Origin of the sequence: Kitasatospora sp. NPDC058406 (genome assembly GCF_042722765.1) — a bacterium.
Taxonomy (GTDB): domain Bacteria; phylum Actinomycetota; class Actinomycetes; order Streptomycetales; family Streptomycetaceae; genus Kitasatospora.
Window position 1 is genome coordinate 1 of sequence record NZ_JBHXKE010000030.1, and the last position, 24,352, is coordinate 24,352.

Annotated in this window: 22 protein-coding genes and 4 pseudogenes; 18 read left to right on the forward strand and 8 right to left on the reverse strand. The window is 71.1% G+C overall.

The annotated features are described in order from the left end of the window. Both ACFWOG_RS08795 and ACFWOG_RS08800 read left to right on the forward strand, forming a co-directional pair. Positions 1-100 (forward strand): annotated as a pseudogene (locus tag ACFWOG_RS08795) (IS481 family transposase); the annotation flags it as partial. A gap of 106 nt (positions 101-206) precedes the next feature. Further along, the gene (locus tag ACFWOG_RS08800) at positions 207-614 is read left to right on the forward strand and encodes a helix-turn-helix transcriptional regulator (RefSeq protein ID WP_380356170.1); all 408 of its coding nucleotides are present in this window, start codon (positions 207-209) and stop codon (positions 612-614) included. Between the two features lie 121 nt (positions 615-735). Here ACFWOG_RS08800 and ACFWOG_RS08805 read toward each other — a convergent pair whose 3' ends face one another. Further along, entirely contained in the window at positions 736-1,182 is a 447-nt protein-coding gene (locus tag ACFWOG_RS08805) for an STAS domain-containing protein (protein ID WP_380356173.1), read from the reverse strand. A 250-nt stretch (positions 1,183-1,432) separates the two neighbouring features. Here ACFWOG_RS08805 and ACFWOG_RS08810 point away from each other — a divergent pair, with 250 nt between their 5' ends. From ACFWOG_RS08810 to ACFWOG_RS08855, 10 genes are all read left to right on the forward strand, one after another. Then, positions 1,433-2,944, forward strand: coding sequence for an FAD-dependent oxidoreductase (locus ACFWOG_RS08810; protein ID WP_380356176.1), 1,512 nt, complete (start codon positions 1,433-1,435; stop codon positions 2,942-2,944). A 262-nt stretch (positions 2,945-3,206) separates the two neighbouring features. Next, on the forward strand, positions 3,207-3,572 hold the full coding sequence (locus ACFWOG_RS08815) for a hypothetical protein (protein ID WP_380356178.1): 366 nt from the start codon (positions 3,207-3,209) through the stop codon (positions 3,570-3,572). Between the two features lie 439 nt (positions 3,573-4,011). Then, positions 4,012-4,251, forward strand: coding sequence for a hypothetical protein (locus ACFWOG_RS08820; protein WP_380356181.1), 240 nt, complete (start codon positions 4,012-4,014; stop codon positions 4,249-4,251). Beyond that, complete coding sequence (gene crtI / locus ACFWOG_RS08825) at positions 4,248-5,783, forward strand: phytoene desaturase family protein (RefSeq protein WP_380356182.1); 1,536 nt, start codon at positions 4,248-4,250, stop codon at positions 5,781-5,783. The genes ACFWOG_RS08820 and crtI overlap by 4 nt, the downstream gene beginning before the upstream one ends. After that, positions 5,780-6,739, forward strand: coding sequence for a phytoene/squalene synthase family protein (locus tag ACFWOG_RS08830; RefSeq protein WP_380356185.1), 960 nt, complete (start codon positions 5,780-5,782; stop codon positions 6,737-6,739). Before crtI ends, ACFWOG_RS08830 begins: the two co-directional genes overlap by 4 nt. A 101-nt stretch (positions 6,740-6,840) precedes the next feature. Continuing rightward, the gene (locus tag ACFWOG_RS08835; RefSeq protein ID WP_329948329.1) at positions 6,841-7,860 is read left to right on the forward strand and encodes a DUF5914 domain-containing protein; all 1,020 of its coding nucleotides are present in this window, start codon (positions 6,841-6,843) and stop codon (positions 7,858-7,860) included. After that, complete coding sequence (locus tag ACFWOG_RS08840; protein WP_380356188.1) at positions 7,857-9,074, forward strand: lycopene cyclase family protein; 1,218 nt, start codon at positions 7,857-7,859, stop codon at positions 9,072-9,074. Before ACFWOG_RS08835 ends, ACFWOG_RS08840 begins: the two co-directional genes overlap by 4 nt. Next, positions 9,071-9,790: a class I SAM-dependent methyltransferase gene (locus ACFWOG_RS08845; RefSeq protein WP_380356191.1), complete on the forward strand. Its 720-nt coding sequence runs from the start codon at positions 9,071-9,073 to the stop codon at positions 9,788-9,790. The genes ACFWOG_RS08840 and ACFWOG_RS08845 overlap by 4 nt, the downstream gene beginning before the upstream one ends. Then, positions 9,787-11,337: an FAD-dependent oxidoreductase gene (locus tag ACFWOG_RS08850; protein WP_380356194.1), complete on the forward strand. Its 1,551-nt coding sequence runs from the start codon at positions 9,787-9,789 to the stop codon at positions 11,335-11,337. The genes ACFWOG_RS08845 and ACFWOG_RS08850 overlap by 4 nt, the downstream gene beginning before the upstream one ends. Positions 11,338-12,048: 711 nt before the next feature. Next, positions 12,049-12,396, forward strand: a complete 348-nt coding sequence (locus ACFWOG_RS08855; RefSeq protein ID WP_380356196.1) for a beta/gamma crystallin domain-containing protein — start codon at positions 12,049-12,051, stop codon at positions 12,394-12,396. 306 nt (positions 12,397-12,702) lie between these two features. On the opposite strand, the gene ACFWOG_RS08860 is transcribed toward ACFWOG_RS08855, so the two are convergent. After that, positions 12,703-12,831, reverse strand: a complete 129-nt coding sequence (locus ACFWOG_RS08860; protein ID WP_380356199.1) for a hypothetical protein — start codon at positions 12,829-12,831, stop codon at positions 12,703-12,705. A gap of 139 nt (positions 12,832-12,970) precedes the next feature. Beyond that, positions 12,971-13,462: a DUF6326 family protein gene (locus ACFWOG_RS08865; RefSeq protein ID WP_380356202.1), complete on the reverse strand. Its 492-nt coding sequence runs from the start codon at positions 13,460-13,462 to the stop codon at positions 12,971-12,973. A gap of 162 nt (positions 13,463-13,624) precedes the next feature. Between ACFWOG_RS08865 and ACFWOG_RS08870 the strand changes: the two genes are divergently transcribed. Both ACFWOG_RS08870 and ACFWOG_RS08875 read left to right on the forward strand, forming a co-directional pair. Continuing rightward, on the forward strand, positions 13,625-14,764 hold the full coding sequence (locus ACFWOG_RS08870; RefSeq protein ID WP_380356205.1) for a sensor histidine kinase: 1,140 nt from the start codon (positions 13,625-13,627) through the stop codon (positions 14,762-14,764). Continuing rightward, a complete protein-coding gene (locus ACFWOG_RS08875; RefSeq protein ID WP_380356208.1) occupies positions 14,761-15,417 on the forward strand; it encodes a response regulator in 657 nt (218 codons plus the stop codon). Before ACFWOG_RS08870 ends, ACFWOG_RS08875 begins: the two co-directional genes overlap by 4 nt. Before the next feature lie 18 nt (positions 15,418-15,435). Here ACFWOG_RS08875 and ACFWOG_RS08880 read toward each other — a convergent pair. Then, a pseudogene (locus ACFWOG_RS08880) lies at positions 15,436-16,188 on the reverse strand (transposase); the annotation flags it as partial. Positions 16,189-16,898: 710 nt separating this feature from the next. Between ACFWOG_RS08880 and ACFWOG_RS08885 the strand changes: the two are divergent. The 4 genes and pseudogenes from ACFWOG_RS08885 (at position 16,899) to ACFWOG_RS08900 (ending at position 20,229) form a co-directional block, all read left to right on the forward strand. After that, positions 16,899-17,930 carry a helix-turn-helix domain-containing protein gene (locus ACFWOG_RS08885; RefSeq protein ID WP_380356211.1) on the forward strand — a complete coding sequence of 344 codons (1,032 nt, stop codon included), beginning with the start codon at positions 16,899-16,901 and terminating at the stop codon, positions 17,928-17,930. A 79-nt stretch (positions 17,931-18,009) separates the two neighbouring features. After that, positions 18,010-18,162, forward strand: a pseudogene (locus tag ACFWOG_RS08890) (NAD(P)-dependent dehydrogenase); the annotation flags it as partial. 231 nt (positions 18,163-18,393) lie between these two features. Next, entirely contained in the window at positions 18,394-19,449 is a 1,056-nt protein-coding gene (locus ACFWOG_RS08895) for a TerC family protein (protein ID WP_380356213.1), read from the forward strand. 576 nt (positions 19,450-20,025) lie between these two features. Continuing rightward, positions 20,026-20,229 carry a hypothetical protein gene (locus ACFWOG_RS08900; protein WP_380356216.1) on the forward strand — a complete coding sequence of 68 codons (204 nt, stop codon included), beginning with the start codon at positions 20,026-20,028 and terminating at the stop codon, positions 20,227-20,229. Between the two features lie 130 nt (positions 20,230-20,359). Here the strand turns inward: ACFWOG_RS08900 and ACFWOG_RS08905 are convergent, their stop codons facing one another. The 4 genes and pseudogenes from ACFWOG_RS08905 to ACFWOG_RS08920 all read right to left on the reverse strand — a co-directional run bounded on the left by ACFWOG_RS08905 (position 20,360) and on the right by ACFWOG_RS08920 (position 24,327). Continuing rightward, positions 20,360-20,821, reverse strand: coding sequence for a hypothetical protein (locus ACFWOG_RS08905; RefSeq protein WP_329883894.1), 462 nt, complete (start codon positions 20,819-20,821; stop codon positions 20,360-20,362). 608 nt (positions 20,822-21,429) lie between these two features. After that, positions 21,430-21,945, reverse strand: coding sequence for a transposase (locus ACFWOG_RS08910; protein WP_380356219.1), 516 nt, complete (start codon positions 21,943-21,945; stop codon positions 21,430-21,432). 64 nt (positions 21,946-22,009) lie between these two features. Further along, positions 22,010-22,246, reverse strand: a pseudogene (locus ACFWOG_RS08915) (DUF6192 family protein); the annotation flags it as partial. A 368-nt stretch (positions 22,247-22,614) separates the two neighbouring features. Next, complete coding sequence (locus tag ACFWOG_RS08920; protein ID WP_380356222.1) at positions 22,615-24,327, reverse strand: hypothetical protein; 1,713 nt, start codon at positions 24,325-24,327, stop codon at positions 22,615-22,617. Positions 24,328-24,352: the final 25 nt, after the last annotated feature.

Consider the following 24,352-nt stretch of genomic DNA (forward strand, 5'->3'; position numbering starts at 1 on the left):
CGACTGGCTCCACACCTACAATCACCACCGCGGACACACCGCACTCGCAGGCAAGCCACCCGCCAGCCGCGTTCCCAACCTCATGGGTCAGAACAGCTAGGGCGAAGACACTTCCAGCGTGACCCGCATCACCGTTCACGTCAACAGATACGTGAACGAGGATTCGTGTGTGGTGACAGGTGAATCGATGCTCCTACGATGAAGGTATGGCCTTCGAGGAACCCACCAGGACCGGCTGGACGTTCGTGACGAACCACGCCCGCGTGCTGGCCGCGATAGCCCGCAACCCGGGAGTCCGGCTGCGGGACGTCGCACTGGAATCCCGCCTCACCGAGCGAGCCGTCCAGGGGATCGTGACCGATCTCGAACAGGCCGGATACCTCACCCGCACCCGCGTCGGACGCCGCAACCACTACCGCATCACCACGGGCACCTGGCTGCGCCACCCCGCGGAGGCCGGGCTCAGCGTGGAAGCGCTCCTCGGGCTTCTGGCCCCCTCCTACGACGGCGCCCCCGACGGCCGAGGCCCCGCGGCCGGCGGCACCGGGCCCGAACGCGGCCAGGGGCGAACCCGGCCCGCACCGCGACACCCCGACCGACGCACCCAACCCTGACCGCGCCAGCAGAGCGGTCTCCGGGTCAACGAGCCCCACAGCTCCCAGGCTCGCGACGGCTCCCCTGGCGGGCCTCGACGCCATCGGCGGACCCTCGACACAGGGACGCTGACGGCGGTGGCTACCGGCCCGCAGGGCCCGGCGCCGCCTCGGTGGGCACATCCGGGTCGACCGCGAAGACCCGGTCCGCGCCGGTCATCTCCAGGAGCCGGGCGACCTGGCGGGGCGGCCGGACCAGGCGCACCTCAGCGCCGGCGCCGGCGGCCAGGAGCCGGGCGCGCAGCAGGGCGTTGAGGCCGGAGGAGTCCATGAAGGTGACGGCGGCGAGGTCGACGATCAGGAGCGGCGGGGCAGGGCAGGACGCCAGGGCGCGGTGGAGCGCGGCGTCCAGGAGGGGGACCGTGCCGAGGTCCAGGTCGCCTGCGCATTCCAGGACGGGACCCTCGAACGCGGGGCAGACGGTGGCGGTGAACGTCGGCTCGTACTCGGGTGTGGTGATCGGGCGGCTCCTCCGGGATTCCCCGTGTGGTGGACATGCCCACCGTACGGTGTCGCGGTGCGCAGCCACTCCCCCTCCCACCCGTCAGCCTCCCCGTCCGGTCCGAGCCCGCGGTGCCAGGGGCCGTTCCACCGCTCACCGTGCCGGGCCGATCCACCTCAGACGCACTGAGAAAACGGGTCTCGGCCGCCGTGGGTGACCGCGCCGCACGCCCCGTTCCTCGCGGAGGACACGAAAGGCTGCGGTGCGGGTTGTGCGGGAGCTGCCTGGGCAGTCGCTGGGTATGAATCGACTTCCTGATGCGTACGGTTCCTACTGGATGCAGTCGGTCGACATGCCCGCCTACCCGTCCCTCACCGCGCCGACGGAGGCCGATGTCGTCGTGGTCGGTGCGGGCATCGCCGGTCTCAGCACCGCATGGGAACTCTCCCGTGCCGGCCTGAACGTCGTGGTGCTGGAGGCAGGACGGATCGCGGCAGGCGTCACCGGCCACACGACGGGCAAGGTCACGGCCCTGCACGCGAGCGTGTACAGCCGGCTGCGCTCCCGGCACGGGGAGGGCGCCGCCCGCCTCTACGCCGCCTCGCAGCGCGCCGCGCTGGAGCGGATCGTGGAGGTGGCCGAAGAACTCGCCGTCGACTGCGAAATCGAACGGCGTCCCGCCTTCACCTACGGCGAGGACCCCGCCTCGGTCGAGGCACTGCACGCCGAGGTGACGGCCGCCCGGGACGCGGGCCTGGACGCGGTCTTCGTCACGGACACCGGCCTGCCCTTCCCGGTGGCGGGCGCCGTCAGGGTCGAGGAGCAGGCGCAGTTCCACCCTCTGAAGTACCTGCGCGCACTCGCCGACGATCTCACCGCCCACGGCGGCCGGATCTACGAGAACACGCGCGTCACCGCACTCGACGGGGGCGGGCCCCGCCGGCTCACGACCGCCTCGGGGGCAACCGCCACGGCCCGGCACGTGGTCGTGGCCACCCACCACCCCGTCTTCGACCACGCCCTGCTGTCCGCACGCCTCACCCAGCACCGCGACCTCGTCATCGCCGGTCCCGTCCCCGCAGACCAGGACCCGCAGGGCATGTACATCACCAGCGAGAGCGGCAAACGGTCCGTCCGCACCGCTCCCGGCCCGGACGGAACGCGGCTGCTGATCGTCACCGGCGAGGCGTTCACCCCCGGCGACGGCGAGGACACCGAGGCCAGGTACGCGCGGCTCCGGTCCTGGACCGAGGAACGGTTCCCCGGCTTCAGGACCACCCACCGTTGGGCCGCACAGGACAACAGCTCCACCGACACCCTCCCCCTGATCGGACGCCTGCGCCCAGGAGCCGAGCACGTCTACACCGCCACCGGCTTCGCGGGATGGGGCATGACCGGCGGCGTCGTGGCCGGACAGCTCCTGGCCGGCCTCATCACCGCAACCCCGCACCCGGCATGGGCGCAGCTCTACGACCCCCACCGCCCGGGAGCGACCCTCCGCACCGCCCCCGAGATCCTCAAGGCCCAGTGGGACGCCGGCAAGCACTTCGTGAAGGACCGCCTGGAGACCCTCGGGGACGGCACGAACGGGCCGGTGGCCGCGCTGCGCCCCGGCGAGGGCACCGTGGTGCGCGCCGACGGCAGGCCCTGCGCCGTCCACCGCGACGACCAGGGCGCACTGCACGCGGTCTCCGCCGTCTGCACCCACCTCGGCTGCCTCGTCGCCTTCAACAACGCGGAGCGGACCTGGGAGTGCCCCTGCCACGGCTCCCGCTTCGCCGTCGACGGCGAGGTGCTCCAGGGGCCCGCCCTCCATCCGCTGGAACAACGGGACACGACCCGGCTCTGATCCACGACGACCGTCAGGGGCACGCCCCGGCGGGAGCCGTCGTGTCTTCGCCGCCGGGGCGCCGCACAGACCGCCGCAGGCGGGTCCCCGTCGTCCGGTTGCCGTGCCGCGGGTCGGGCACCCGCTCGGCATGGACAGCAGCGAGCGGGACCGCGGCCGCGGCACGGAACACGGGGGATTCGGAACGGGGCGGCCCGGGCGGCACGGAGCCGCCGGGCCCGGCACGGAGCAGGACCCTCCGCCCGAAATAGGCACAGCGACGGTGGAGGCGCTGGGGGTTCTGTCGAAGGCCCTGGAAGGCACGGAGCGGGCCCGGGGCCACCTCTACGGATTCCACCAGACGACCGGGGAGGCCGACCGGATGCTCGCCGAAGCGGTCCGGATGCTGCGCGAGGCCGGGCACGGCGGGCACGCGGACCTGGTGGAGCGTGAACTCGTCGGCCGGGACGTCCTGCCGGACATGTGGACGTACCAGGTCGTCGAGGCGTACGACCGCACCTACTACGAGGCGTTCGTCGGCGTCGAGGCGCAGGTCCGCGGCGACCTCGCCGCCGGCCGCCGCCACCTCGCCGAGGCGAGGATGCGCCGGGCCCGCCGCACCGTGCGGCACGAGAACGGGGAACGGTAGAAACGCCCCGCTGTCGCCACGGCCACGTGCGACACGTGCTCCCTCACCCCTTCCCGGGCCTTCCCGGGCCTTCCCGGGCCTTCCCGGGCCGACCTCAAGGACGGCCCCACCCGCACGCTCACCTCGCCACCCGGCCCGGATCTCCCCCGTCCGCCACACCGTCCGGTCCGGATGACGGGCTGCCCGACGCGCCGCGAGGCGGACGATCCAGACGCCCGGTCGCGGCCGCTGCCGCATGCCGCGTCGGTGAGGATCGTGCGGCCCGGCGGGCCGGCCGGATACACGGGTCGGTCCACCCGCCCGGCGGGGGCCGGACGGGTGGACCGGTGCGCGCGGTGCGTGTGGCGCCGGGGTGTGGCCGCCGAGCTCCGGAGACTGGCAGTCGAAGGCCGGGCTCTGACGTCCGGCCCCTCTCACGACGACGACGGAGAGCGACCGGGTGCGAGAGACGTACGGAGTCGCCCAGGCGATCCTGGCCGGGGGCCTGGCCCCGGCCGCGGCGGACGACCTGGCGCTGGGGATCTGCTGCCAGGACCCGGCGGCCGGCCGGCGGCTGCGCGGCCCGTGGCGGGAGATGCGTACGGAGACGGCGGCGGGCCGGCAACCGGAACCGCGTCGACAGGCGCAGGGTCCGGATTCCGCGGCGGATGCGCCGGCCGTGGTGGAGGAAGGGGCGTGACGGGCACCGTGACGGGCCGCACCGACCATGTCGTCGTCGTGGGCGCGGGACTGTCGGGACTGTCCGCGGCGCTGCACCTGCTCGGCGCCGGGCGGCGGGTGACCGTCGTCGAACGCGACGGCGGGCCGGGCGGGAGGGCCGGGCGGCTCGACGCGGGCGGCTACCGCATCGACACCGGCCCCACCGTGCTGACCATGCCCGCGATCCTGGACGAGGCGTTGTCGGCGGCGGGCGGCTCGTTGGCGGAACAGGTCGAGCTGGTGCCGCTCAGCCCCGCCTACCGGGCGGCGTTCGCGGACGGCTCCACCCTCGACGTCCACAGCGAACCGGAGTTGATGGAGGAGCAGGTACGGAGGTTCGCCGGCGAGCGGGAGGTCCTGGGGTACCGCCGGCTGCGCCGGTGGATGGAGGACCTCTACCGGGTGCAGATGCGCAGCTTCATCGACGCCAACTTCGACTCCCCGCTGGACCTGCTCGGCGCGGACCTGGCGCGCCTGGCGGCACTGGGCGGCTTCGGCCGACTCGGGCCGAAGGTCGCGTCGTTCCTGCACGACGAGCGGCTGCAGCGGGTGTTCTCCTTCCAGTCGCTGTACGCGGGGGTGGGACCGGGCCGCGCTCTCGCGGCGTACGCCGTCATCGCGTACATGGACACGGTGGCCGGGGTCCACTTCCCGCGCGGCGGCATGCACACCGTCGCGCGGGCCATGGCGGACACCGCGGCGGCGGCCGGCGCGCGACTGCGCTACGGGGCCGGGGTCGGCCTGCTGGAACGCGGCCCGTCGGGGCGGGTGACGGCGGTCAGGACCGACGCGGGCGAGCGGATCGGCTGCGACGCGCTGGTGCTCACGCTCGACCTGCCCGCCGCCTACCGCCTGCTGGGCCGCGCCCCGCGGCGGGTGGCCCGCCTGCGGTGGGCACCCTCGGCGTTCGTGCTGCACGCGGGGACCGACCGGCGGTGGGAGCAGTCGGCGCACCACACCCTGTCGTTCGGCCGGGCCTGGCGCTCGACGTTCACGGAACTGACCCGGACGGGACGGCTGATGAGCGACCCCTCGCTGCTGATCACCAACCCGACGGTGACGGATCCGTCGCTGGCTCCGCCCGGGCGCCACCTGCACTACGTGCTGGCGCCCTGCCCGAACCTGGAGCAGGGCCCGATGGACTGGCACCGGATCGCACCGCGCTACCGGGACCAGGTGGTCGCGGAGCTGGAGAGGCGTGGCATGGACGGCTTCGGGGACGCCATCGAGTACGAACGACTGGTGACGCCTGCGGACTGGCAGCGGTCGGGCCTCGCCGCCGGGACGCCCTTCTCAGCCGCGCACACCCTCCGTCAGACCGGGCCGTTCCGGCCGCGCAACCTCGTCGCGGGGGAGGAGAACGTGGTGCTGGCCGGCTGCGGGACCACACCGGGCGTGGGGGTACCGACGGTGCTGCTGTCCGGGAAGCTGGCCGCCGCCCGGGTCACGGGTGTTCCGCGCGGGCGCGCCGGCCTGTCCGCGCGCGCCGCGGCGACGGGCGGCGGCCGGTGAGCGCCCGGGAACTGGACAGGGCGGGGGTGTCGGACCGGGACCTGCGGCTGGCCTACGAGGAGTGCCGACGGTTGAACGCCCGTCACGGCAGGACCTACTTCCTGGCGACCCGGCTGCTGTCACCCGCGCAGCGGCCCGCCGTGCACGCCCTGTACGGGTTCGCCCGCTGGGCCGACGACATCGTCGACGATCCGGGAGTCCCCGGGGGCCTCACGGCGCGCGCCGCCGCGCTCGACGAACTGGAGCGCCGATTCGGCACGGCGTGGCAGGACGGCCGAGGGGGGCACCCCGTGGTCGACGCCGTGGTCGACACGGCCCGCCGCTACGGCATCGGGCGGCGGCACTTCACGGACTTCCTCGCCTCCATGCGGATGGACCTCCACGTCGAGGAGTACCCGACCTTCCAGGAACTGATGACGTACGTCCACGGATCGGCGGCCGTGATCGGTCTGCAGTGCCTGCCGGTCCTCCGCACGGTCGGCCCCCAGGAGCGGGCGGCGCCGCACGCCGCCGGGCTGGGGACGGCCTTCCAGATCACCAACTTCATCCGCGACGTCGGCGAGGACCTCGACCGCGGCCGGATCTACCTGCCCGCCGACCAACTGGCGTCGCACGGGGTCGACCGCGACCTGCTGATGTGGTGCCGACGGACCGGGCGCGGCAGCACACGGGTGGCCGCCGCCCTGCGCGAGCGCATCGCGCACACCCGGGGCCTCTACCGGTACGCCTCCCTGGGCGTGCCGATACTGGCCCCCGCCTCCCGCCCGTGTGTGGCGGCGGCCCTGGTGCTCTACCGCCGGATCCTCGACGAGGTCGAACGCCACGGGGTCGAGGTGGTCCTCCACCGGCGGGTCTGCGTGTCGCGCGGCCGCCGCGCGGCCGTGGCGGCCCGCGGTGCGGCCGGGGCCGCGGTCGCACGGTTCGGCGCAGCGGCCGCACGGCGCGGGGACCGCTGATGGGCGGGGACCGCGGGAACGGCCCCCTGGTACGCGGCCGCGGCCCGAGCCCCGGCACGGCGCCGAACACCGCACCACTCCCCCGGAGGAAAGACGACCCCGTGACCGAGCACCGCCCGCCCCCGACCGGCCTCCTCCCCGTGCGCAGGCGCCGACGCGAACGCTGGCTCGACCAGAGTCCCACCTGGGAGCAGGCCCGCCCTGCGGTCATCCAGGCGGCCGTCGTCCGCGCGAGCGCCCGCCCCACCGGCAACTGGTACGTCCTCGGGGCGAGCAGCACCCTTCGGCCGGGCCGGTCGGCGGCCCGGTACGTGGCCGGCCGCGAACTCGTCGTATGGCGCGCAACCGGCGGTGACGTCCACGCCGGGCCCGGCGCCTGCCCCCACCTCGGAGCACCCCTGTGCGGCGGCCCCGTGGACGGCGCCGACCTCGTCTGCCACTGGCACGGGATGCGGCTCGGACCGGCCGGCACACCGGCCTGGCGCACCCACCCCTGCCACGACGACGGCGCGCTCCTGTGGGTGCGCCTGGACGGCATCGGCGGGGAGGACCCCACACCCCTTCCGCCACGCACCCGCCGCCCCGACCCGCGGACGGCGCTCACCGCCGTCACCTGCGTCGCCGGCAGGTGCGAACCCCGCGACATCCTCGCCAACCGACTCGACCCCTGGCACGGCGCCTGGTTCCACCCCTACGCGTTCGGCGCCCTGCGGGTCAGCGAGAGCCCGCCCGCCGACCTGCCCCGCGACACCCCCGCCGACACGGACCGCTTCCTCGTCGAGGTGGAATTCCGTCTGGGCCGGCGCCTCGCCGTCCCCGTCACCGCCGCATTCACCGCCCCGGGACCGCGCACCGTCGTCATGGAGATCATCAGCGGCGAAGGAACCGGCAGCGTCGTGGAGACGCACGCCACTCCCCTGCGCGGCCCGGACCGACCGGCCCGCAGCATCGTCACCGAAGCCGTCGTGGCCGCCTCCGGCCGACGCGGATTCGCCCTCGCCCGCGCCCTCGCCCCCCTCGTCCGCCCGGCCGTCCGCCGCACCGCGGCCCGTCTGTGGCGCGACGACATCGCCTACGCCGAACGACGCCACCTGCTGCGCACCCGGACGGACCCCCGGTGAGCGGGCCGGACAACGTCGACATCGTCGTCATCGGTGCCGGAGCGGCCGGCCTCACCTTCGCCCACCGGCTCGCCACCGCAGGCCCGGCCGCACCCACCGTCGCACTCGTCGAACCCGCCGACGGGGACCGCCGTCGCCCGGCCCCGCGCACCTGGTGCTTCTGGGAACCGGCGGGCGGTCCCTACGACGACCTGCTGACCGCCAGTTGGGACAGCGCAGCCCTCTGCTCCACCGACGGCACGCTCACCCGGCACGCCCTGGGACGCCAGCGCTACAAGATGCTCGACTCCGAGACCTTCCGCCGAGCCGTCCACCGACGCCTGGACCGCTGCCCCAACTTCCGGCACGTCGCCGGGGTCGCCGGGGAGGTCTTCGACACGCCCGCCCACGTTCTCGTCCCCGTCGACACCGGCGCCGCCACCCGCACCCTGCGCGCCCGCTGGGTCCTCGACTCACGGCCCAGGCCACCGCGGCCGAATGCGCGGACCGCCCTGCTCCAGCACTTCCGGGGCTGGTTCGTCACCACCGACCGGCCCGCCTTCGACCCGCGTGTCCCCCTGCTGATGGACTTCCGCGTCCCCCAGCCGGCCGCGGGGCTCGCCTTCGGCTACATCCTGCCGCTGGACGAGTGCCGCGCCCTGGTCGAGTACACGGTCTTCAGCCGGCTCACCTGGCCCGAGCCCGCCTACGACCCGGCCCTGCGCGGCTACCTGCGCGACCGGATCGGCACCACCGGCTACCGGATCGACGCCGTCGAACACGGCGTCGTCCCGATGACGGACGCCACCTACCCCCGCCGCGAGAGCCCCCGCCACATCAGGATCGGCACCAGCGGCGGTGCCACCCGGCCCTCGACCGGATACAGCTTCGCCGCCAGCCGGCGCCAGGCGGACGCCGCGGCCCGGTACCTGCTCGACGGAAAGCCACCCGTACCACCGCGCCCCCACCCGCGCCGCCACCTGGCCCTGGACGCCGTGCTCCTCCGCGCCCTCGACCAGGGCCGCATCGGTCCCGACTTCTTCACCACGCTCTTCCGCGCCAACCCCGCCGAGACCGTGCTGCGCTTCCTCGACGGCGCCTCGACCGCCCGCCAGGAACTCGCCATCGGCCTGCACAGCCCGCTCGCACCGATGCTGCGCTCCTGCCTGGACATCGCGCTCCACCGCGCCCGCCGACGGCCCGCCGCCCCCGCCCACGCCCCGGAGCACCGATGACCGTCCTGCACGGCCCCGCGCTGAACGACGCCTTCAACCGCGCCTGCGGCGACTACGACCGCCTCACCGCCCTCAGCCCCGGCTACCACCGCCAACTCGCCTCGGCCGCAGCACTCCTGGGAGCGGGCAGCGCAACCCCCCGACGCATCCTGGACCTCGGCTGCGGCACCGGCGCCTCCACCCTGGCCGTCACCACAGCAGACCCAGGCGCCGTCGTCACCGCCGCGGACGCGTCCGCCGGCATGCTGGAGCACGCCCGCGCGAAACCCTGGCCCCCGCGGGTCGAGTTCGTCGAGGCCCGGGCCGAGGACCTCGGGCGGCCACCGGTGCAGGGCCCCTACGACGCCGTCCTCGCCGCCTACCTCCTGCGCAACACCGCCGACCCCGACCACGTGCTGGACCGCATCCGCCAGGTCCTGCGCCCCGGCGGCCCCCTCGTCGTCCACGACTACACCCTGCGCGGACGCACCGTCGACCGCGTCCTCTGGAACGCCCTGTGCTGGGGCATCGTCATCCCCCTCGGCACGGTGGGCGCGGGCGGACCGAGGCTCTACCGCCACCTGCGCCGCAGCGTGCTCGGGTTCGACACCGCGCACGCACTGGCTGCCCGGATCGAGCGCGCGGGATTCACCGACGTCCGGGTCCACCCGGCCACCGGGTGGCAGGCCGGCGTCGTCCACACCCTGACCGCCGTCCGGCCGCCGGAGCACCCGTGACCCGCAGACCCCTGCCGCCCGGCGCCCGCGACACCCGCGCCGTCCTGTGGCCCGCCCACCACGGCGCGGCCCGCGCGGGATCCCCGCCGCCGCGCGCCGCCGTCGTCGGAGGCGGCATCGCGGGCCTGACAGCCGCCGTCGCACTCGCCGAGCGCGGCATCGCCGTCAACCTCTACGAACGCGGCCCGCACCTCGGCGGCAGACTCGCAGGCTGGGACACCACCCTCGCCGACGGCACCACCGTCACGATGAACCGCGGGTTCCACGCCTTCTTCCGTCAGTACTACAACCTCCGTGCCCTCCTGCGCCGGATCGACCCCGCACTCGGCTTCCTCACCGCCCTACCCGACTACCCGCTGCGCAGCCGTACCGGGGGGACCGACCGCTTCGCCGGGCTCCCGCGCACACCGCCGTGGAACGCCCTCCTCTTCGCCCTGAGGAGCCCCACCTTCCGGCTGACCGACCTGGCGCGCATCGACGCCCGCCGGGCCCGCCCGCTGTTCGACGTCCGCGTCCCCGACGTCTACCACGCGCTCGACACCGCCAGCGCCGCCGAGTTCCTCGCGGCCGTCAACTTCCCGCCCAAGGCCCGCCACCTCGCCTTCGAGGTCTTCTCGCGCAGCTTCTTCAGCGCCCCCGAGGCTCTCTCGGCCGCCGAACTCGCCCTCATGTTCCACATCTACTTTCTCGGCTCCTCCGAGGGCCTCCTGTTCGACGTCGTCAACGAACCCTTCCCGCAAGCCCTGTGGAACCCGCTCGCCGACCGGCTGGCCGCACTGTCCGTCCGGGTGCACACCGCCACCGCCGTCCGCGCCGTCGCGCCGCGTCCCGACGGCGGCTTCGACCTCGACCTCGACGACGGCGCCGAGGCTTTCGACGCCGTCGTCCTCGCCACCGACCTCGCGGGCCTGCGGACCCTGGTGGAGCGATCCCCCCTGCTCGACGACCACGAGCTGCGGGCCTGCGCCGCCGCCGTGCGCCAGGCTCCGCCCTTCCTCGTCAGCCGCCACTGGATCGACCGGCCTGCCCGCCCCGACCGGGCCGGATTCCTCGGCACCTCCGGCTACGGCCCGCTGGACAACGTCAGCGTCGTCGAACGATGGGAGGGACAGGCCGCGCGCTGGACCGCCCGCACCGGCGGTTCGGTCCTCGAACTCCACGCCTACGCCGTGGACCCCTCGGCCGACCGCACCGCCGTACAGGATCAGGCCCTCGCCCAGAGCCGGCTGCTCTACCCCGAGACGGCGACCGCCCGCGTCGTCGACAGCCGCCACGCATGGCACTCCGACTGCCCGCTCTTCGCCGTCGGCTCACACGCGCAACGTCCACGGACCCGAACCCGGTATCCCCGACTCGTCCTCGCCGGCGACGCGGTCCGATGCCCCCTGCCCACCGCCCTCATGGAACGCGCAGCCACCACCGGCTTTGCCGCCGCGAACAGCCTCCTGCGCGCCTGGGGCCTGCGAGGACACGACCTGTGGTCGGTTCCGCCCCATGGCCGCAACCCCCTGCTACGAGCCTTCGCGTCGGGTTCGCATCATCCATGAGCGCGGCGAGGCCGTGGAGACCCAGGTGGAGAGGGCCACCGCATCCGACAGCCTCGTGACACTGCGGGCCTTCCACACCGCGAAACCCCGGCCGAGCGCCTGCGAACTCATCGCGGCCACGCGAGCTCACCGGTCAAGCCACCCCCGCGGGCCTGCGGTTCCACCGGTCGTCCATCGCCCGGACTTCGCCGCAGGTCGCGTAGCGGCGGCGGCAGGTCGGCATCTCGGCGGTCGTGATCGTGATGGCGTGGGCGCCCGGCGAGAGGACATCCTCGGCGGGGCGGTCGCCGACGTAGGCCGGGACAACCTCGGGGGCCAGGATGCCGATCCGGTGCCGGGCCGCGCGGCGCTTGGCGACCAGACACAGAGCGCTACCACGGACTACGGGACAGGGCCGTTCAACGGACCGGCTTCGTGCGGGTCCTCGCGCCACTTCTCGGCGCTGATGTTCCATCGAGGTGGCGCCGATGTTCAAGCGTCGGCAGCAGTGGTCCTCCTACGCTGGTCGGAGCTGACCATGGGAGTGGCGCCCGGGCAGCGGCGCGACGTGCGTCGGACCGAGGGGAGAGTGCTGAAATCCCCTTCGGCGAGCGCCCGGTGGTCCTGAAGCCGCGGCGCCCGAACCGCCGCGGCGCCACGCCAGAACCGCAGACACCGCTCCGTGGGACGCCATGACTGCTGCACGGGGCGCCGAGTCGAAGAGGAGAAGCAATGGCTTCCGGCAAGATGAGAATGGTGCGCCTTCTGACCTCGGCACTGGCCGCAGCAGGCGTGTTCACCCTGATGGGGCCGTCCGGCACTGCCTTCGCCGGCAACGTCGACTGCCAGAGCGGTAATGACTTTCTGAAGATCTGGTCGCACGGTAGCCGCTTCGGCGATGTGAACTGCTTTGCCAACGCCGGCGTTTACAAGATCGACGGATGGGTCGACCGGGTCTTCACCGGCAACAACGACATCAAGATGTACGACTACAACGGCGCCACGGTGAGCGTGAACCGGTGGTATGACGTCTCGTACCCGAACAGGCCGCTGCACATCTGGAAGGTTGAGATTCTGTAGCATGCGCGTCACTTGAGGACGCGACGCAAGGACACCCGTCGTAGTCGCCAGGGGCGATCGGAGGAAGCTCCGCACGCAGGTCAAGTCCCGTAGGGCGTCCGCCAGTAGGTGGTGACAGCAGGGCAGGCACGGCTCTCCCGATCATGGAGTCCTCTGCGCTTCATGATCACCGGGGGATCCGTGCCTGCCGTCCCCTCATGCATTCTCGACCCGATCCACGACCCATAGGGGAAGCTGGTGGTGTGCACGGCGGTCTTGTCGCCGTGGCGCTCGGTGAGCTGGTGTGCATGGATCATGACCGGGGACCTACGGGGTGTTCGGTGGGGACCGGCGGACCTGATACGTCGGCTCGTCGTCGCAGGTGCCAGTGCGGCGGACGACGACGTTGCCGCGCTTGGGGTCGGTGTCGACGATGCGGTGGGCCTGTGTGCGCATCCGAGACCTGACCTGCCGGTAGGGGCCTCGGAAGGCCCCTACGCGACGCCCCCGTGGTAGTTGGTGTTTCACCGCCGGGAGGCCCACACCGCGGCACCGAGGTGGATGGCTCCGAACCGGACGGGGACTGCTCCTGGGTTCACGCTTGCTGCTGGGCGCGAACGGTTTCACGGTCCGGGCTGGTCACCGTGGTCGCCGACGGTGTGGTGCGGGGCCAGGTCCAGGCGTACCGCAGGATGAGGGCGAGAACGATCACTTCCAGTGCGACGCCGAGGCCGTAGAAGTACGTCCAGGACTCGCCCACCGCGTTGAACGCCGCGAAGGGGACCTGTACCGAGGCCACGATGAGGTTCGTGATGCGGTTCGCCCGGGCGGGCAGCGTCATCGACAGCACGACCATGAGGATCGGGATCGCCATGACCGCGAGGAAGGTGGTCAACAACGTCTGGCTGACGTCGAACTCCCAGACGACGCCGGCCTCGATGTCATCGATGACGCCGGGCTTGAAGAAGGCGAGAATGTCCACGTAGACGTACAGGAACACGAAGCTTGTCCACGCTGCGGCGAGCTTGGCCCTCACCGGGATCCGCGGGTCTTCCAGTGCGGTGGTGGCGGGTTGACGAGTTCTCATCGCAGGCTCCGTTGTTGTGGTGAGGATCGGTAGGTCCACGATCGCTGAGCCCGGCGGCGGGCACATCGGTGTCGAGGCCGGACCCGCCTCGGCTGTTGGGAGGAGCGGCGTCTCGTTCTTTCGGTCGGTCCCCGACGCCTCGGCGGTCCCTACACTGGGTGTGTGACCACCAACACCCTGAGCTCGCTGTGGGCCGAGCCCCGCGCCACGGATGCTCCCGAACGGGTGTCGCGCGACTGGGTGCTGGTCGGGGTGCTGATGGTGACGGCGCTGCTCGAGGGAGTCCTCCGGGACGACGTCGCCTGGCGGCCGTTCGCGACGGTCGTGGCGGTCGGACTTGCGCCGGTGCTCCTGTGGCGGCGCACCCACCCGTTGGCCTGTGTCGTGGTGGCCTTCGGCACCGTGATGGCGTTGGGACTGGCGAGCCTGCTGGGCGGGGCCCCGAGCGTGGGCCTCGACACGATGATCTACATCCTGGTGCTCGTCTACGCGCTGGTCCGCTGGGGCTCGGGGCGCGAGATCGTGATCGGCCTGGCGGTGGTGGCGGTCGCCGCGGGAATCGGCACGGTCGCCGACTACACCGGGCCGGCCGACGTCATCGGCGGGTTCGCCATCCTGGCGGCGGCGGCGGACGGAGCGGCGTTCCGCTACCGCGCCGAGAGCTGGCGCCGGGCGTTGGACCAGAGCCGCAGCGAGGAGCGGGTCGGCCTCGCGCGCGAGCTGCACGACATGGTCGCCCACCACGTCTCGGCGATCGCTGTGCAGGCGCAGGCGGGCCGGGCGATGGCCGGGCAGCGACCTGAAGCGGCGCTCGAGGCACTGGTGGTCATCGAAGGGGAAGCGTCGCGGACGCTCGCGGAGATGCGGGCGATGGTCCGGGTGCTGCGCGACGGAGCCCCGGCGGAGTACGCCCCCCAGCCCGGCGTTGCCGACCTGGTGTCCCTCGCCCGACGCGCCCCGGTCCCGGTCGTCGACGTAGAGTTGCCAGACGACCTGGACGAACTTCCGCCCCAGGTCGACGCGGCGGTCTACCGGCTGGCGCAAGAGTCGCTGACCAACGCCCTGCGGCACGCCCGCAACGCCTCGCGTGTGGAGATCCGGGTCGTCGGGGGCGCGGGAAGGCTGCGACTACGCGTGACCGACGACGGACAGATCGACCCGGCACGGTCGGTGAAGCACGGCTTCGGGCTGCTGGGGATGACCGAGCGCGTACAGTTGCTCGGCGGCACGCTGCGTGCTGGGCCTGCTCCCGAGGGCGGGTGGACGGTCGACGCCGAACTGCCGACGAAGGCACGCCGATGACGGTGCGCGTACTGGTGGCCGACGACCAGGATCTCGTGCGCACCGGCCTGTCGATGATCCTTGACGCGCAGCCCGACATCGAGGTCGTCGGCCAGGCCGCCGACGGCCACACCGCCGTCGAGCTGGCGCATCGGCTCCGCCCCGACGTGTGCCTGGTCGACATCCAGATGCCCGGGCTCAACGGCATCGAGGTGACCGCGCTCCTCGCAGGGCGGGGCGTCCCGGACCCGATCGCGGTAGTGGTGATCACGACATTCGACCTCGACGAGTACGTCCACGGCGCGCTCCGGGCCGGCGCCCGAGGCTTTCTGCTCAAGGACGCCGGGCCGGCGCTGCTCGTCCAGGCCGTCCATGCCGCCGCCGCCGGCGATGCCCTGATCGCGCCGAACATCACCCGGCGGCTGCTGGCCACCCTCGCCGCCGGGGAACCGTCGAGCCGACGGTCCCAACCGATCGAGCCGCTCACCGAACGCGAGGAGGAGGTGCTGACGCTGGTCGCCCGTGGCCGCACGAACGCCGAGATCGCCGCCGAGCTATTCATCGGCTTGACGACCGCCAAGACCCACGTCGCCAGCCTGCTGACCAAAATCGGCGCCCGGAACAGGGTCGAGATCGCGATGTGGGCGTACGACACCGGCCGGGTGGGGGACTGAACCGCACCGCCATCACAGCTGCTGGGTTTCGGGGAAGACCTCGCTGAGCGCGTTCCAGAAGCCCAGCGCGCCGTCACCGACGGCGAGGACGGGGGCGCGCATGCCCCGGCGGGCGCAGTCCCGCAGCAGGCAGGCCCAGGAAGCGATCAGTTCCTTGGTGCCGTCGGCCCGCGCGCCCCTCAGCACCAGGACGGACGCCTTGGTCTGGTCGAGGCGGATGCGCAGGTGGATGCCGTCGGCCCACACGTAGACGTAGTCGGCGGTGGACAGGTCGCGCTCGCTGAAGGCGACGTGGTCGGCCTGCCACAGCTGCGTGAGCCGGGTGACGGTGGCCGGGGACAGGCCGGCGGGGAACTGCTCCGGGGAACTGCTCCTCCAGTACGGGCACGAAGCCACCCGAGGACAGGCCGTGCAGGTAGAGCGGCGGCAGCACCTCGCTGATCTTCGATGACTTGCGACACCAGGGCGGCAGGATCGCCGAGGAGAACCGCCTGCGCCCCCAGTGACTTCGTCGACGCGGCGGTCGTTGACGCGTGGGGCCCTGACCTTGACCGCGCCGGCGGATGTGGTGACCTTCCGCGGCTGGTGGTGCCCGTTGCGAACCACCGTGCTGCGCCCCTGCTCGTCCCGCTGACCGGCCGACTCGGCTGTGTGGGCGTTGACCTCGGCCTCCAGCGCGGCGACCGGCATCCGCCGCGCGCCTTCCCGGACGATCTCGTCGATCAGGAAGCCGTTTGGCGTGGTGCCGTCGGCGTTGACCACCGTGAGCACGGGCATGCCTTCCCGGCCGACGGTGCAACGTCGGCCTACTCGACGACCATCAATCGATCACTCGGGAAGGTACGCCTCCCGAGCCCGATCCACCGGTCTTGAGCATTGCTCGGCATCCAGGCACCTCCCGGACAGGCACTGAGCATGGGCATCATTCCGTTTCCGTCAATGAATCCATGCTGAAGCAGCCATTGCGGCAGCACTATGACCCTTTGCAGGATGGGATGCATAGAAGCACGGCCGACGAGGCCTTCGCGACAGTGATTACTGCGCCCGTCGGGAACACGGCCGTCACCCACTCCCCCGAATCATGGAGTCCGCCTCCGCAGCCAATGAGATGCTGCGCATGACCGCCCAGCAATCAGAGGAGGTTCAATGGTCAGGAAATCCGTGATCCCCTATGACAGGACCATAAAGTTGGCAATTTCGCCCCATCTGCGAGTCGGCCCGGAGCACCTGACGCAAAACGCCCCGTCCGACGCCGGCGGCGGACTCTGAAGCGACTCCCGAGCTGACACACGGTCACATTGGCGCCGTCACAACGAACAGCTCCGCCGGGCACCTGCCGCCAGTAAGGTTCGAACTGTTCGTCAGCAAAGCGAAAGCCGAGGCCCATCAGAAGGCCAAGGCCGTGGCGAAGAACTCCACAATTTCATGGATTAGCGCAGCACCCAAGATCCTGCTACGAGATCCGAGGAGAGCAAGGATTCATGACCGCGACCGACAAGCTCGAACACGCAGTGGATTTCGCTATTCACATCACCGCCCCGAAGATTCCGGAGGATGGATGTGACATCTTTCGGCGCGAATGGGTGGAGCAGACGGGTGCGGCATATCCGGCTCCTGCATTCGTTCCGGACCATAGCGGGGAATTTGAAATCAGCACTCGCGCCGTCACGGTGCTCGGCGCGGTCATCGCCGATGTGCTCCGGACGTCACCCCCGGGGACCTTACGCGGTGTGCCCTTTTGCGAGGAGAACCGGGTGATGATGCATGTGGTGCGGCGCAACGCCTGGTGGTTGGTCCAGCGCGGCGGCGGCCGGTTGAACATCTCAGCGGGGACGTTCCTGGTGCACCGCGGCGGCGCTCCCATCCACGAGGCCGTGCGCGACACCGCAGCAAGCGAGCTCGTCCTGCCGGCCTCGCCGGTCGGTCGGCTCAGGGGCCACCGGCTGATCACCGGGTCGGCCGACACCCCGGAGATGCGGATGCCCCTCACCCACGTCCGGATGACCGACGAGACGCTCACCGATCTGGCTCCGTCCGGGTCGCATGCCGGTCGCGACACGCTGATCGAGTTGGGCGGCGGAGTGGTGACCGGGCAACCCGACGACTCCAAGCCGCGGCTGACGTCCCTCCTGGTGCGCGCGGTGAAGGACATCATCGATCGCCGATTGACCGATCCCGACCTCTCCCCGGCGGCGCTGGCCCGTGCTCTCAACATCTCCGTACGCACCCTGCATCGGGCATTCGCGACCGCTGCAGCGGACCGTTCGGGCATCAGGGGCGGGACCGCTGTCGGTAGGGCGGAGACGGTCGCCGGGTATATCCGCGGGCGCCGGCTCGAACAGGCACGGTCCGCCCTGAGCGCCCGGGTCGGGCGGCCCAGCGTGGCAGAGGTCGCCGCTCGCTGGCAGTTCGCTGACAGTAGCCACTTCATCCGGGCCTTCAAGCGCCGGTACGGTCAGACTCCGGCCGCATACGCTCGCGACCGTGACCGCGCTGGGCATCCCGGGGAGTGACTGAGCCTCTTCAGAAGGGCCCCGATCGGGTGACGGCCGGGCAGGTCGAGCTTTGTGGACCGGGAAGGCAGTGGTCTCCGCGATCGTCGCGTTCGCCCAGGGCCTCGCTGCACAACTCGCGCCGAAGGCATCCGCGTCAACGCCGACGCCCCCGGACCGGTGTGGACGCCTCAGGACGTCTTTCATCACCGGTGAGATCGTCAACGCCACCGGCGGAACACCTCTGCCCTGAATCCCCATCCTGCGGGAGTTAATGGGCGTTCACCCCTGGCTCCGGGGTTTCATGTTCCGCGCTAGGTCGGGTTGGTATCTCAGGGCACCGACGGGTCATGAGGTCGATCGTCGCGACGTGGATCACGGCCTCGGAGCGGGAGCCTGCTCCGCGTGCTCCCGAGGACGCGATGCCGGACACTCCTGTATAGAGGCCGGCGTATCTCGCGCGGGCCATAGCGAGGTGTTCGGCGTGCTTGAGGTCCCGCTCTGGCTGTGGGGGGCGTTCGCCGCGACGGTGGTCGTGTCGCTGGCGGTGGACCTGCTGTCCCACCGCACCGAACACGTCATCCACTTCAAGGAGGCAGCCGCCTGGAGCTGCTTCTGGGTAGGCCTCGCCCTGATCTTCGGCGTGGTCGTCTTCCTCGTCCTCGGCACCACCGCCGGCACCGAGTACACGACGGCCTGGCTGCTGGAGAAGAGCCTGTCGGTCGACAACCTGTTCGTCTTCGCCGTGATCTTCGCGTACTTCAAAGTGCCCCGCGCCTACCAACACCGCGTGCTGTTCTTCGGCGTCATCGGCGCACTCGTCTTCCGCGGGATCTTCCTCGCCCTCGGCGTCGCCGTGGTCAGCCGTTTCACCGCGGTGCTGTTCGTCTTCGCGGCGGTGCTCTTCTACAGCGCCTACAAACTCCTCAAGGACGAGGAGGAGAGTTTCGACCCGGGCGACAGCTTCGCCGTCCGGATGCTCCGCAAGATCATCCCGGTCCGGGACGAGTACGCCGGGGCGAAGTTCTTCGTCAGGGAAGCCGGCAGGAGAGTGGCGACTCCGCTGCTCGCGGTGGTCGTGGCCATCGAGGCCGCGGACCTCATCTTCGCTGTCGACAGTGTTCCGGCCGTCCTCGCGGTCAGCGACGACGCCTTCATCGTCTACACCAGCAACGCGTTCGCCATCCTCGGCCTGAGGGCCCTCTACTTCATGCTCGCCGGCCTCCTGGACCGCTTCCACTACCTGAGCAAGGGCCTGGCGGTCATCCTCGCCTTCATCGGCGTCAAGCTCGTCCTTCAGGCGTCGCACAAGATGATCAGCTCCGACATCCCGGAAATCCCCTCACCGCTCAGTCTGGCAGTCATCGCCGTCGTCCTGGCGGGTTCCGTGGTGCTCAGTCTCAGAAGGCCCGCCCCGACAGGAGCTGTGGAGCAGACCGACGAACAGCGAGCCGCCGTCGCGGCCACCGAGCAGCCCGGCCCACCACCTGCGGTGGACGACCCTGAGCCCCCGACCGGTTCACCGGACCGGGACCCCTGACCCCGCCCGCGCCCCCGGCAAGGAGGCAGGGCACTTCCCCCTATCCCCATACGGGCATATCGTAAAGAAATGGTCAAAGGAAAGAGTGAGTCCGAAGCATACGTATGTCCGGCCTGCAGGAAATCCGTGCCGGTCGCAGTCCACCGCCGCGTGACCTGCGGCGTATTCGTTCCCGTGTGGGGCCCGGGTGCATGTCACAACCGCGACTGCCCCGACTTCCGGTTGAACCCCAGACGCAAGCACTCCCCGACCCGGTAGCGAAATCGACAGCGCGGCGACGGCCGGCCCGGCCCGGCCCGGCCCGGTGGAGGTTGCCCCCGCGTCACCTCAGGCAGACGCCGAGGAGCATGCCACGGTCGTGCTGCTCGGCGCGGGCGAGGACGTTCGACCGGTGGATGTCACGCGCCTGGTGCTCGATCGCAGCGTCCGGCCGGTCGCGCAGTGCGCGTGGGTTCAGGGCCTCGACCTCGACGGTGTTGTGCGGGTCCGGCTCTTCGCGAAGGCACTCGTCCAGGAGCCGTTTGAGGTTGCCGTCGTCGGCGCCGGCCTCGTGCGACGCGGGCCGCCCGCTGCCACGTGTTCGTGCTGCCCTGCCAGGACGATCGCCGCGCCGTTTGGAGGATCGAAAAGACCGACGACGGGGTCCTCATCTTCGACATGGACGGGCAGCCGCTGAGCGATGACGGCGATCTCCTGGCCGGGCAGACCGAAACCTCGACGAACATCCCATGGCGCTTCGAGCCCGTAACCGCCACCCCCGAGGAGCCCACCGAGGAGTAGGACGAGGGGGCTTGATGGTGGCGGCGGCGAGCATCCCGGCGTCAGCGGCCGACCGCATCCCCATCCGGGGCCCGGGAACACCGGGCTGCCGGGTGCGGATACGGCCGGCCGGGAGGTGGTCCTGGTGCGGCTAGAGCAGACGGGACAGGGTGCCCTCCACGATGGTCCCCGCCGTACCGGTGTTGACGAAGTCGCCGTACCTGTAGTGGGCCCGGAACACCTTTGACGAGCCGGTCCTGCACTCGGGGCTGTCGAGACGCAGGCTGCTGTTCCCGTACCCGTTGTTGTAGCTCCACGTGAATGAACCCGGTGTGAACGTGGTGTTCGTGAACACCTTGAGGCCCGGGGTGGCCTGGGTCACGGTAGTGCCGGTCACGACGACCGTGGCCAGCCCGTTCTGCACGGACCCGCCGTACATTCCCATGCTCGTCAGTTTCGCGTCGCCGGTGAAGGCGCTGACGAGGCCGACGGCTTCCCAGTCCGAGATTGTGCCGCCGCAGGTGGCAGCCGCTGCCGGGCCGGCCGTAACCAGACCCAGGCCGGCTGTCGCGACGGCCAAGGCAACCGCGGAAACACGCGCACGAAGGTTCACTGATCCTCCATCTTCATCTTTTGAATTGGGCGTCCTATGGTGGCCCGTCAGGTTTAAGGCTGAGTCAGGGCCTCAAGAGACGGTGCGGAAAATGTAGAACACCCCGGCGGGTGTCGTGTGAAAGTCGCCCTCATCTGGCTTGATAGGTCCGGCCGCGACCGACCGGGCTCCCTAACCACGAGCACTCGATCACCTCGATCGCCGAGCTCCTCGGCGCCAGCCCCGGCACCCTCGACAACCACATCCCCGACCTGCAAGAACTACGCGCCAGCCGTATCCCGGCCCAACTCGGCGGGGGCGCGCGGTGATCCCCGGCCTGCACCGGATCAAGGGCGGCGCGGACCAGGGCCGGGCGGTGGTCGGGCATCAGCTCGGGCCAGGGCCGGCCGTGCAGGCCGGGGCCGCTGATGATCTCCATGAACGGCCCCTTCCCCCGGTCCGGATCGGACCACTCCACCGCCGGGCGAACAACATCTTCGGCCAGCCGCATGGTGCTGCGGGCGCGAATCGCCTGACAGGCGGCTCGGGACCGTGGGAGAGTCGGAGGTGACCCCGGATCAGTTTCCCGCTGGTCAGGGCCTCCCTGGTCCGAACCGCCGCGAGAAGGATCAGTGCCCGATCGGGGGCCGGGGCTCGGCCTGGCCGGCCCGGCGGGACTGCCGTCGGGTGGTGCGCCTGCTCATGAGAGTGATCGCCGCCCAGGTGATCAGCGACTCGGAGTGCTGGACGAGGCGTTCGTAGTCGCGGGCGTGACGGCGGGCGTTCACGATCCAGGCGATCGACCCCTCCACCACCCGACGCCGCTTGATCACCACGAAGCCCTTCGCGCCCTTCGGCCGGCCGACCGTGCTCAGGGTCAGGTTCAAGTACTTCTTCGCCCAGCCGCCGAGCTTGGGGGCCGCGTAACCGGAGTCGGCCCAGACGATCGTGATCTCCGGGCGCATCAGACGGAGCCGGAACAGCACCTCCTTCGCGGCGTCACGGTCGGTCATGTCGGCCGGGGTGACCATGACGAACAGCGGCAGGCCGTGGGTGTCGACCACCAGGTGGCGCTTGCGGCCGTTGATCTTCTTCGCGCCGTCGTAGCCGCGCGAGTCGCGGCCGACAGTGTCGGCGGCCTTCACCGACTGCGTCGACCTGCCGGCCGGTCCGCCGCTTGGCCGCCTCCGCCGTCCACCGGGCCTTGCCCTCCGGCGGGGTGAGGACCGCCGCGAACCGCTCGGCCTCGTCCGGTATCGACGCCAGGATCCGGTGGACCGTGAACGACACCCCGTCCGCCCGGCGCTCCTTCGGCCACTTCGAGGACGTCCAGCGGGAGTCCTTGATCGCGGAGTAGTTCAGGCCGATGTCCTCGGCCAGGCGGAACAGCGAGTCCTTGACCGTGAACAGCTCCTCCGCCGGCGCCGACCCGCCCGGCTCGCGCATCGGCTCCACCTCCAGCGCGTAGTCGCCGATCGTGAACTGCGCGCGGCTGGCCTCCTCGACCAGCTTCCGCAGCACGGCCCCCTCGGCCGCCACCCGCCAGTCGCGGCCCGGCCGGCCGAGACCCGAGTCCGAGCCTCGGCCGGCCTGTCACATCACTGGCTCACACGATCCTTCGGAGGGAGTGCCATGAATTCGGTGGACACCCTGATCAAGGAGGACGCTGATGACCTCGCTGACGGATCACCAGATTGGGTCGGCTCCTGACGGAACTGTTTCGCCGGAGGCGGGATCGGCCGATGCCTTGGAATAGCAGGGCCGGGCGATCAGCGCCAGGCTCACGTGGTCACCGGGACTTTGTCACGTCCCTGCTATTCCAGGGCCTCGGCGTCCTCGGCCTCCTCGTCGACCACGGCGGCAGGCGAATATCCGGAGATGTCCAAATACCACATGAAGCGACCGTTGCTCATGTCGGGGGACGGTGTCCGGGTGACCTTCTGTTCCTTGTCGTTGGGGTCGGCCTTGAGATAGCTGTTCTGCCAGTGAGACTTGAGGTAGACCAGGTCACCGGTTCGCAGGACGCGCCTCCCCTTGTGGGTGAAGGAGGTGGCAACGCCCGTCGGCCCCACCTCCACCTTGGGATACGTGTAGCCCGGATGATGGGACTTCGCGACGAACGCGTCGGCCACCACAAGCGAGCCACCGCCCTGGGGGACGGTGATGTTCTTGCCTGCGCCCATGTTCAGGCCCCCGTTGGCGTTGAGGCCGCCGTGGAGGTTCACCGTGGCCTGCGCCGCGGTGTCGAAGCGGCCCGTCTTGAGCCAGAGATACCCGGTCGCCCCGGGGTCGAGAGTGACATTGCCGCCGGCGGTGACGTCACCGGTAGCAGCGAGGGTACCGTTGACCGTGACACTGCCGTTGAGGCCGAGCACGCCGGCCCCGCGTCCGTTGATCTGGCTGGCCGCGATGCTGATCGTACTGATGGCGCCGCTGTAGGTTCCGTCGCCGGTGACCGAGAGAACGCCGTCGGCGAAAGTGACTTTCACCTTCTTGGCGATATTCACGGCACTTGGCATGTTCTCGATAGTGAGCGCAGCGTTTTCGGGCGACTTGATGGCCTTCGCGGTGATGGCATTGCTGAATTCGGTGCTGCTGTTCGAGACGGTCAAGGCTCCGCCTGCGATGGTCAGGGGCCTCTCATTGGGCGCTGTGGCGCTGTAGGGACCACGGATTTCCCCGACGCGGAGGACCTTGCCGGCCGCCTGGGTGACATGCCCGTTGAACACGCTGTCGCTGGCGGCAGTCACCGTGGTCACGGCGATGTCGGGGTCGTTGACCTTGATGTAGGTGGTGAGATAGCGAACTTCGTTCCCCATCTTCGCTTCGAGGGTGAAGCTCGAGTCGTCGACCAGCTCCACCGGGGAGGTCCAGCTGCCGCCGCCGGCCGTGGACGATCCCTGGGTGCCGTCCGGCTTGCGGTAGTACATGGTGTACGTCGCGTGGGGGGTGCCTTCCCAGTGGAGGGTGGCCTTGGTGTTTCGGCCGATGGCCACGGCGGCCGGGCGGAAGCTGTGCAGGTAGAACGAGTCGTCGCGCTTGCTGACCTCGCCCCGGCCGGTGCGGTCCTCGAATCGGCCGGTTGCCCCTGCGGCCGAGGTGGACTCCTCCCAGACGATCGCGACCGGGCCGACGCCGCCGTTGACCTCGATGCCCCACAACTCCAGCTCGACGCTCCAGGTTCCGTCGAACGCGGCGGGCTCGCCCGGCGGCGGTGAGCAGGTGAAGACGACCTGGTTGGGGTCCCGGGTGTCGCGCTCGACGGTCCACTGCCGTTTGCCCTCCGGCACGGTCAACTCGTGCCGGATCAGGGATGGTTCGCTGGTCAGGGCGGATGCCTGGCGGCCGGTCGGGATGCGGACCTTGAACCACTTGCAGTGCACGGGCCAGTTGCCGCCGGACTTCACCTTGCCGTAGGTGAAGGTGAGTTTGGCGTACTCCGGTTTCGCGAAGGTCGAGACATTCAGCGTGCCGGGCTCCGGAACCATGGCGGGCGGGAGCAGCATGGGGAGGTCAGCGGTGGTCACGGCTGTGGAACTCCTCTGTGCAGGG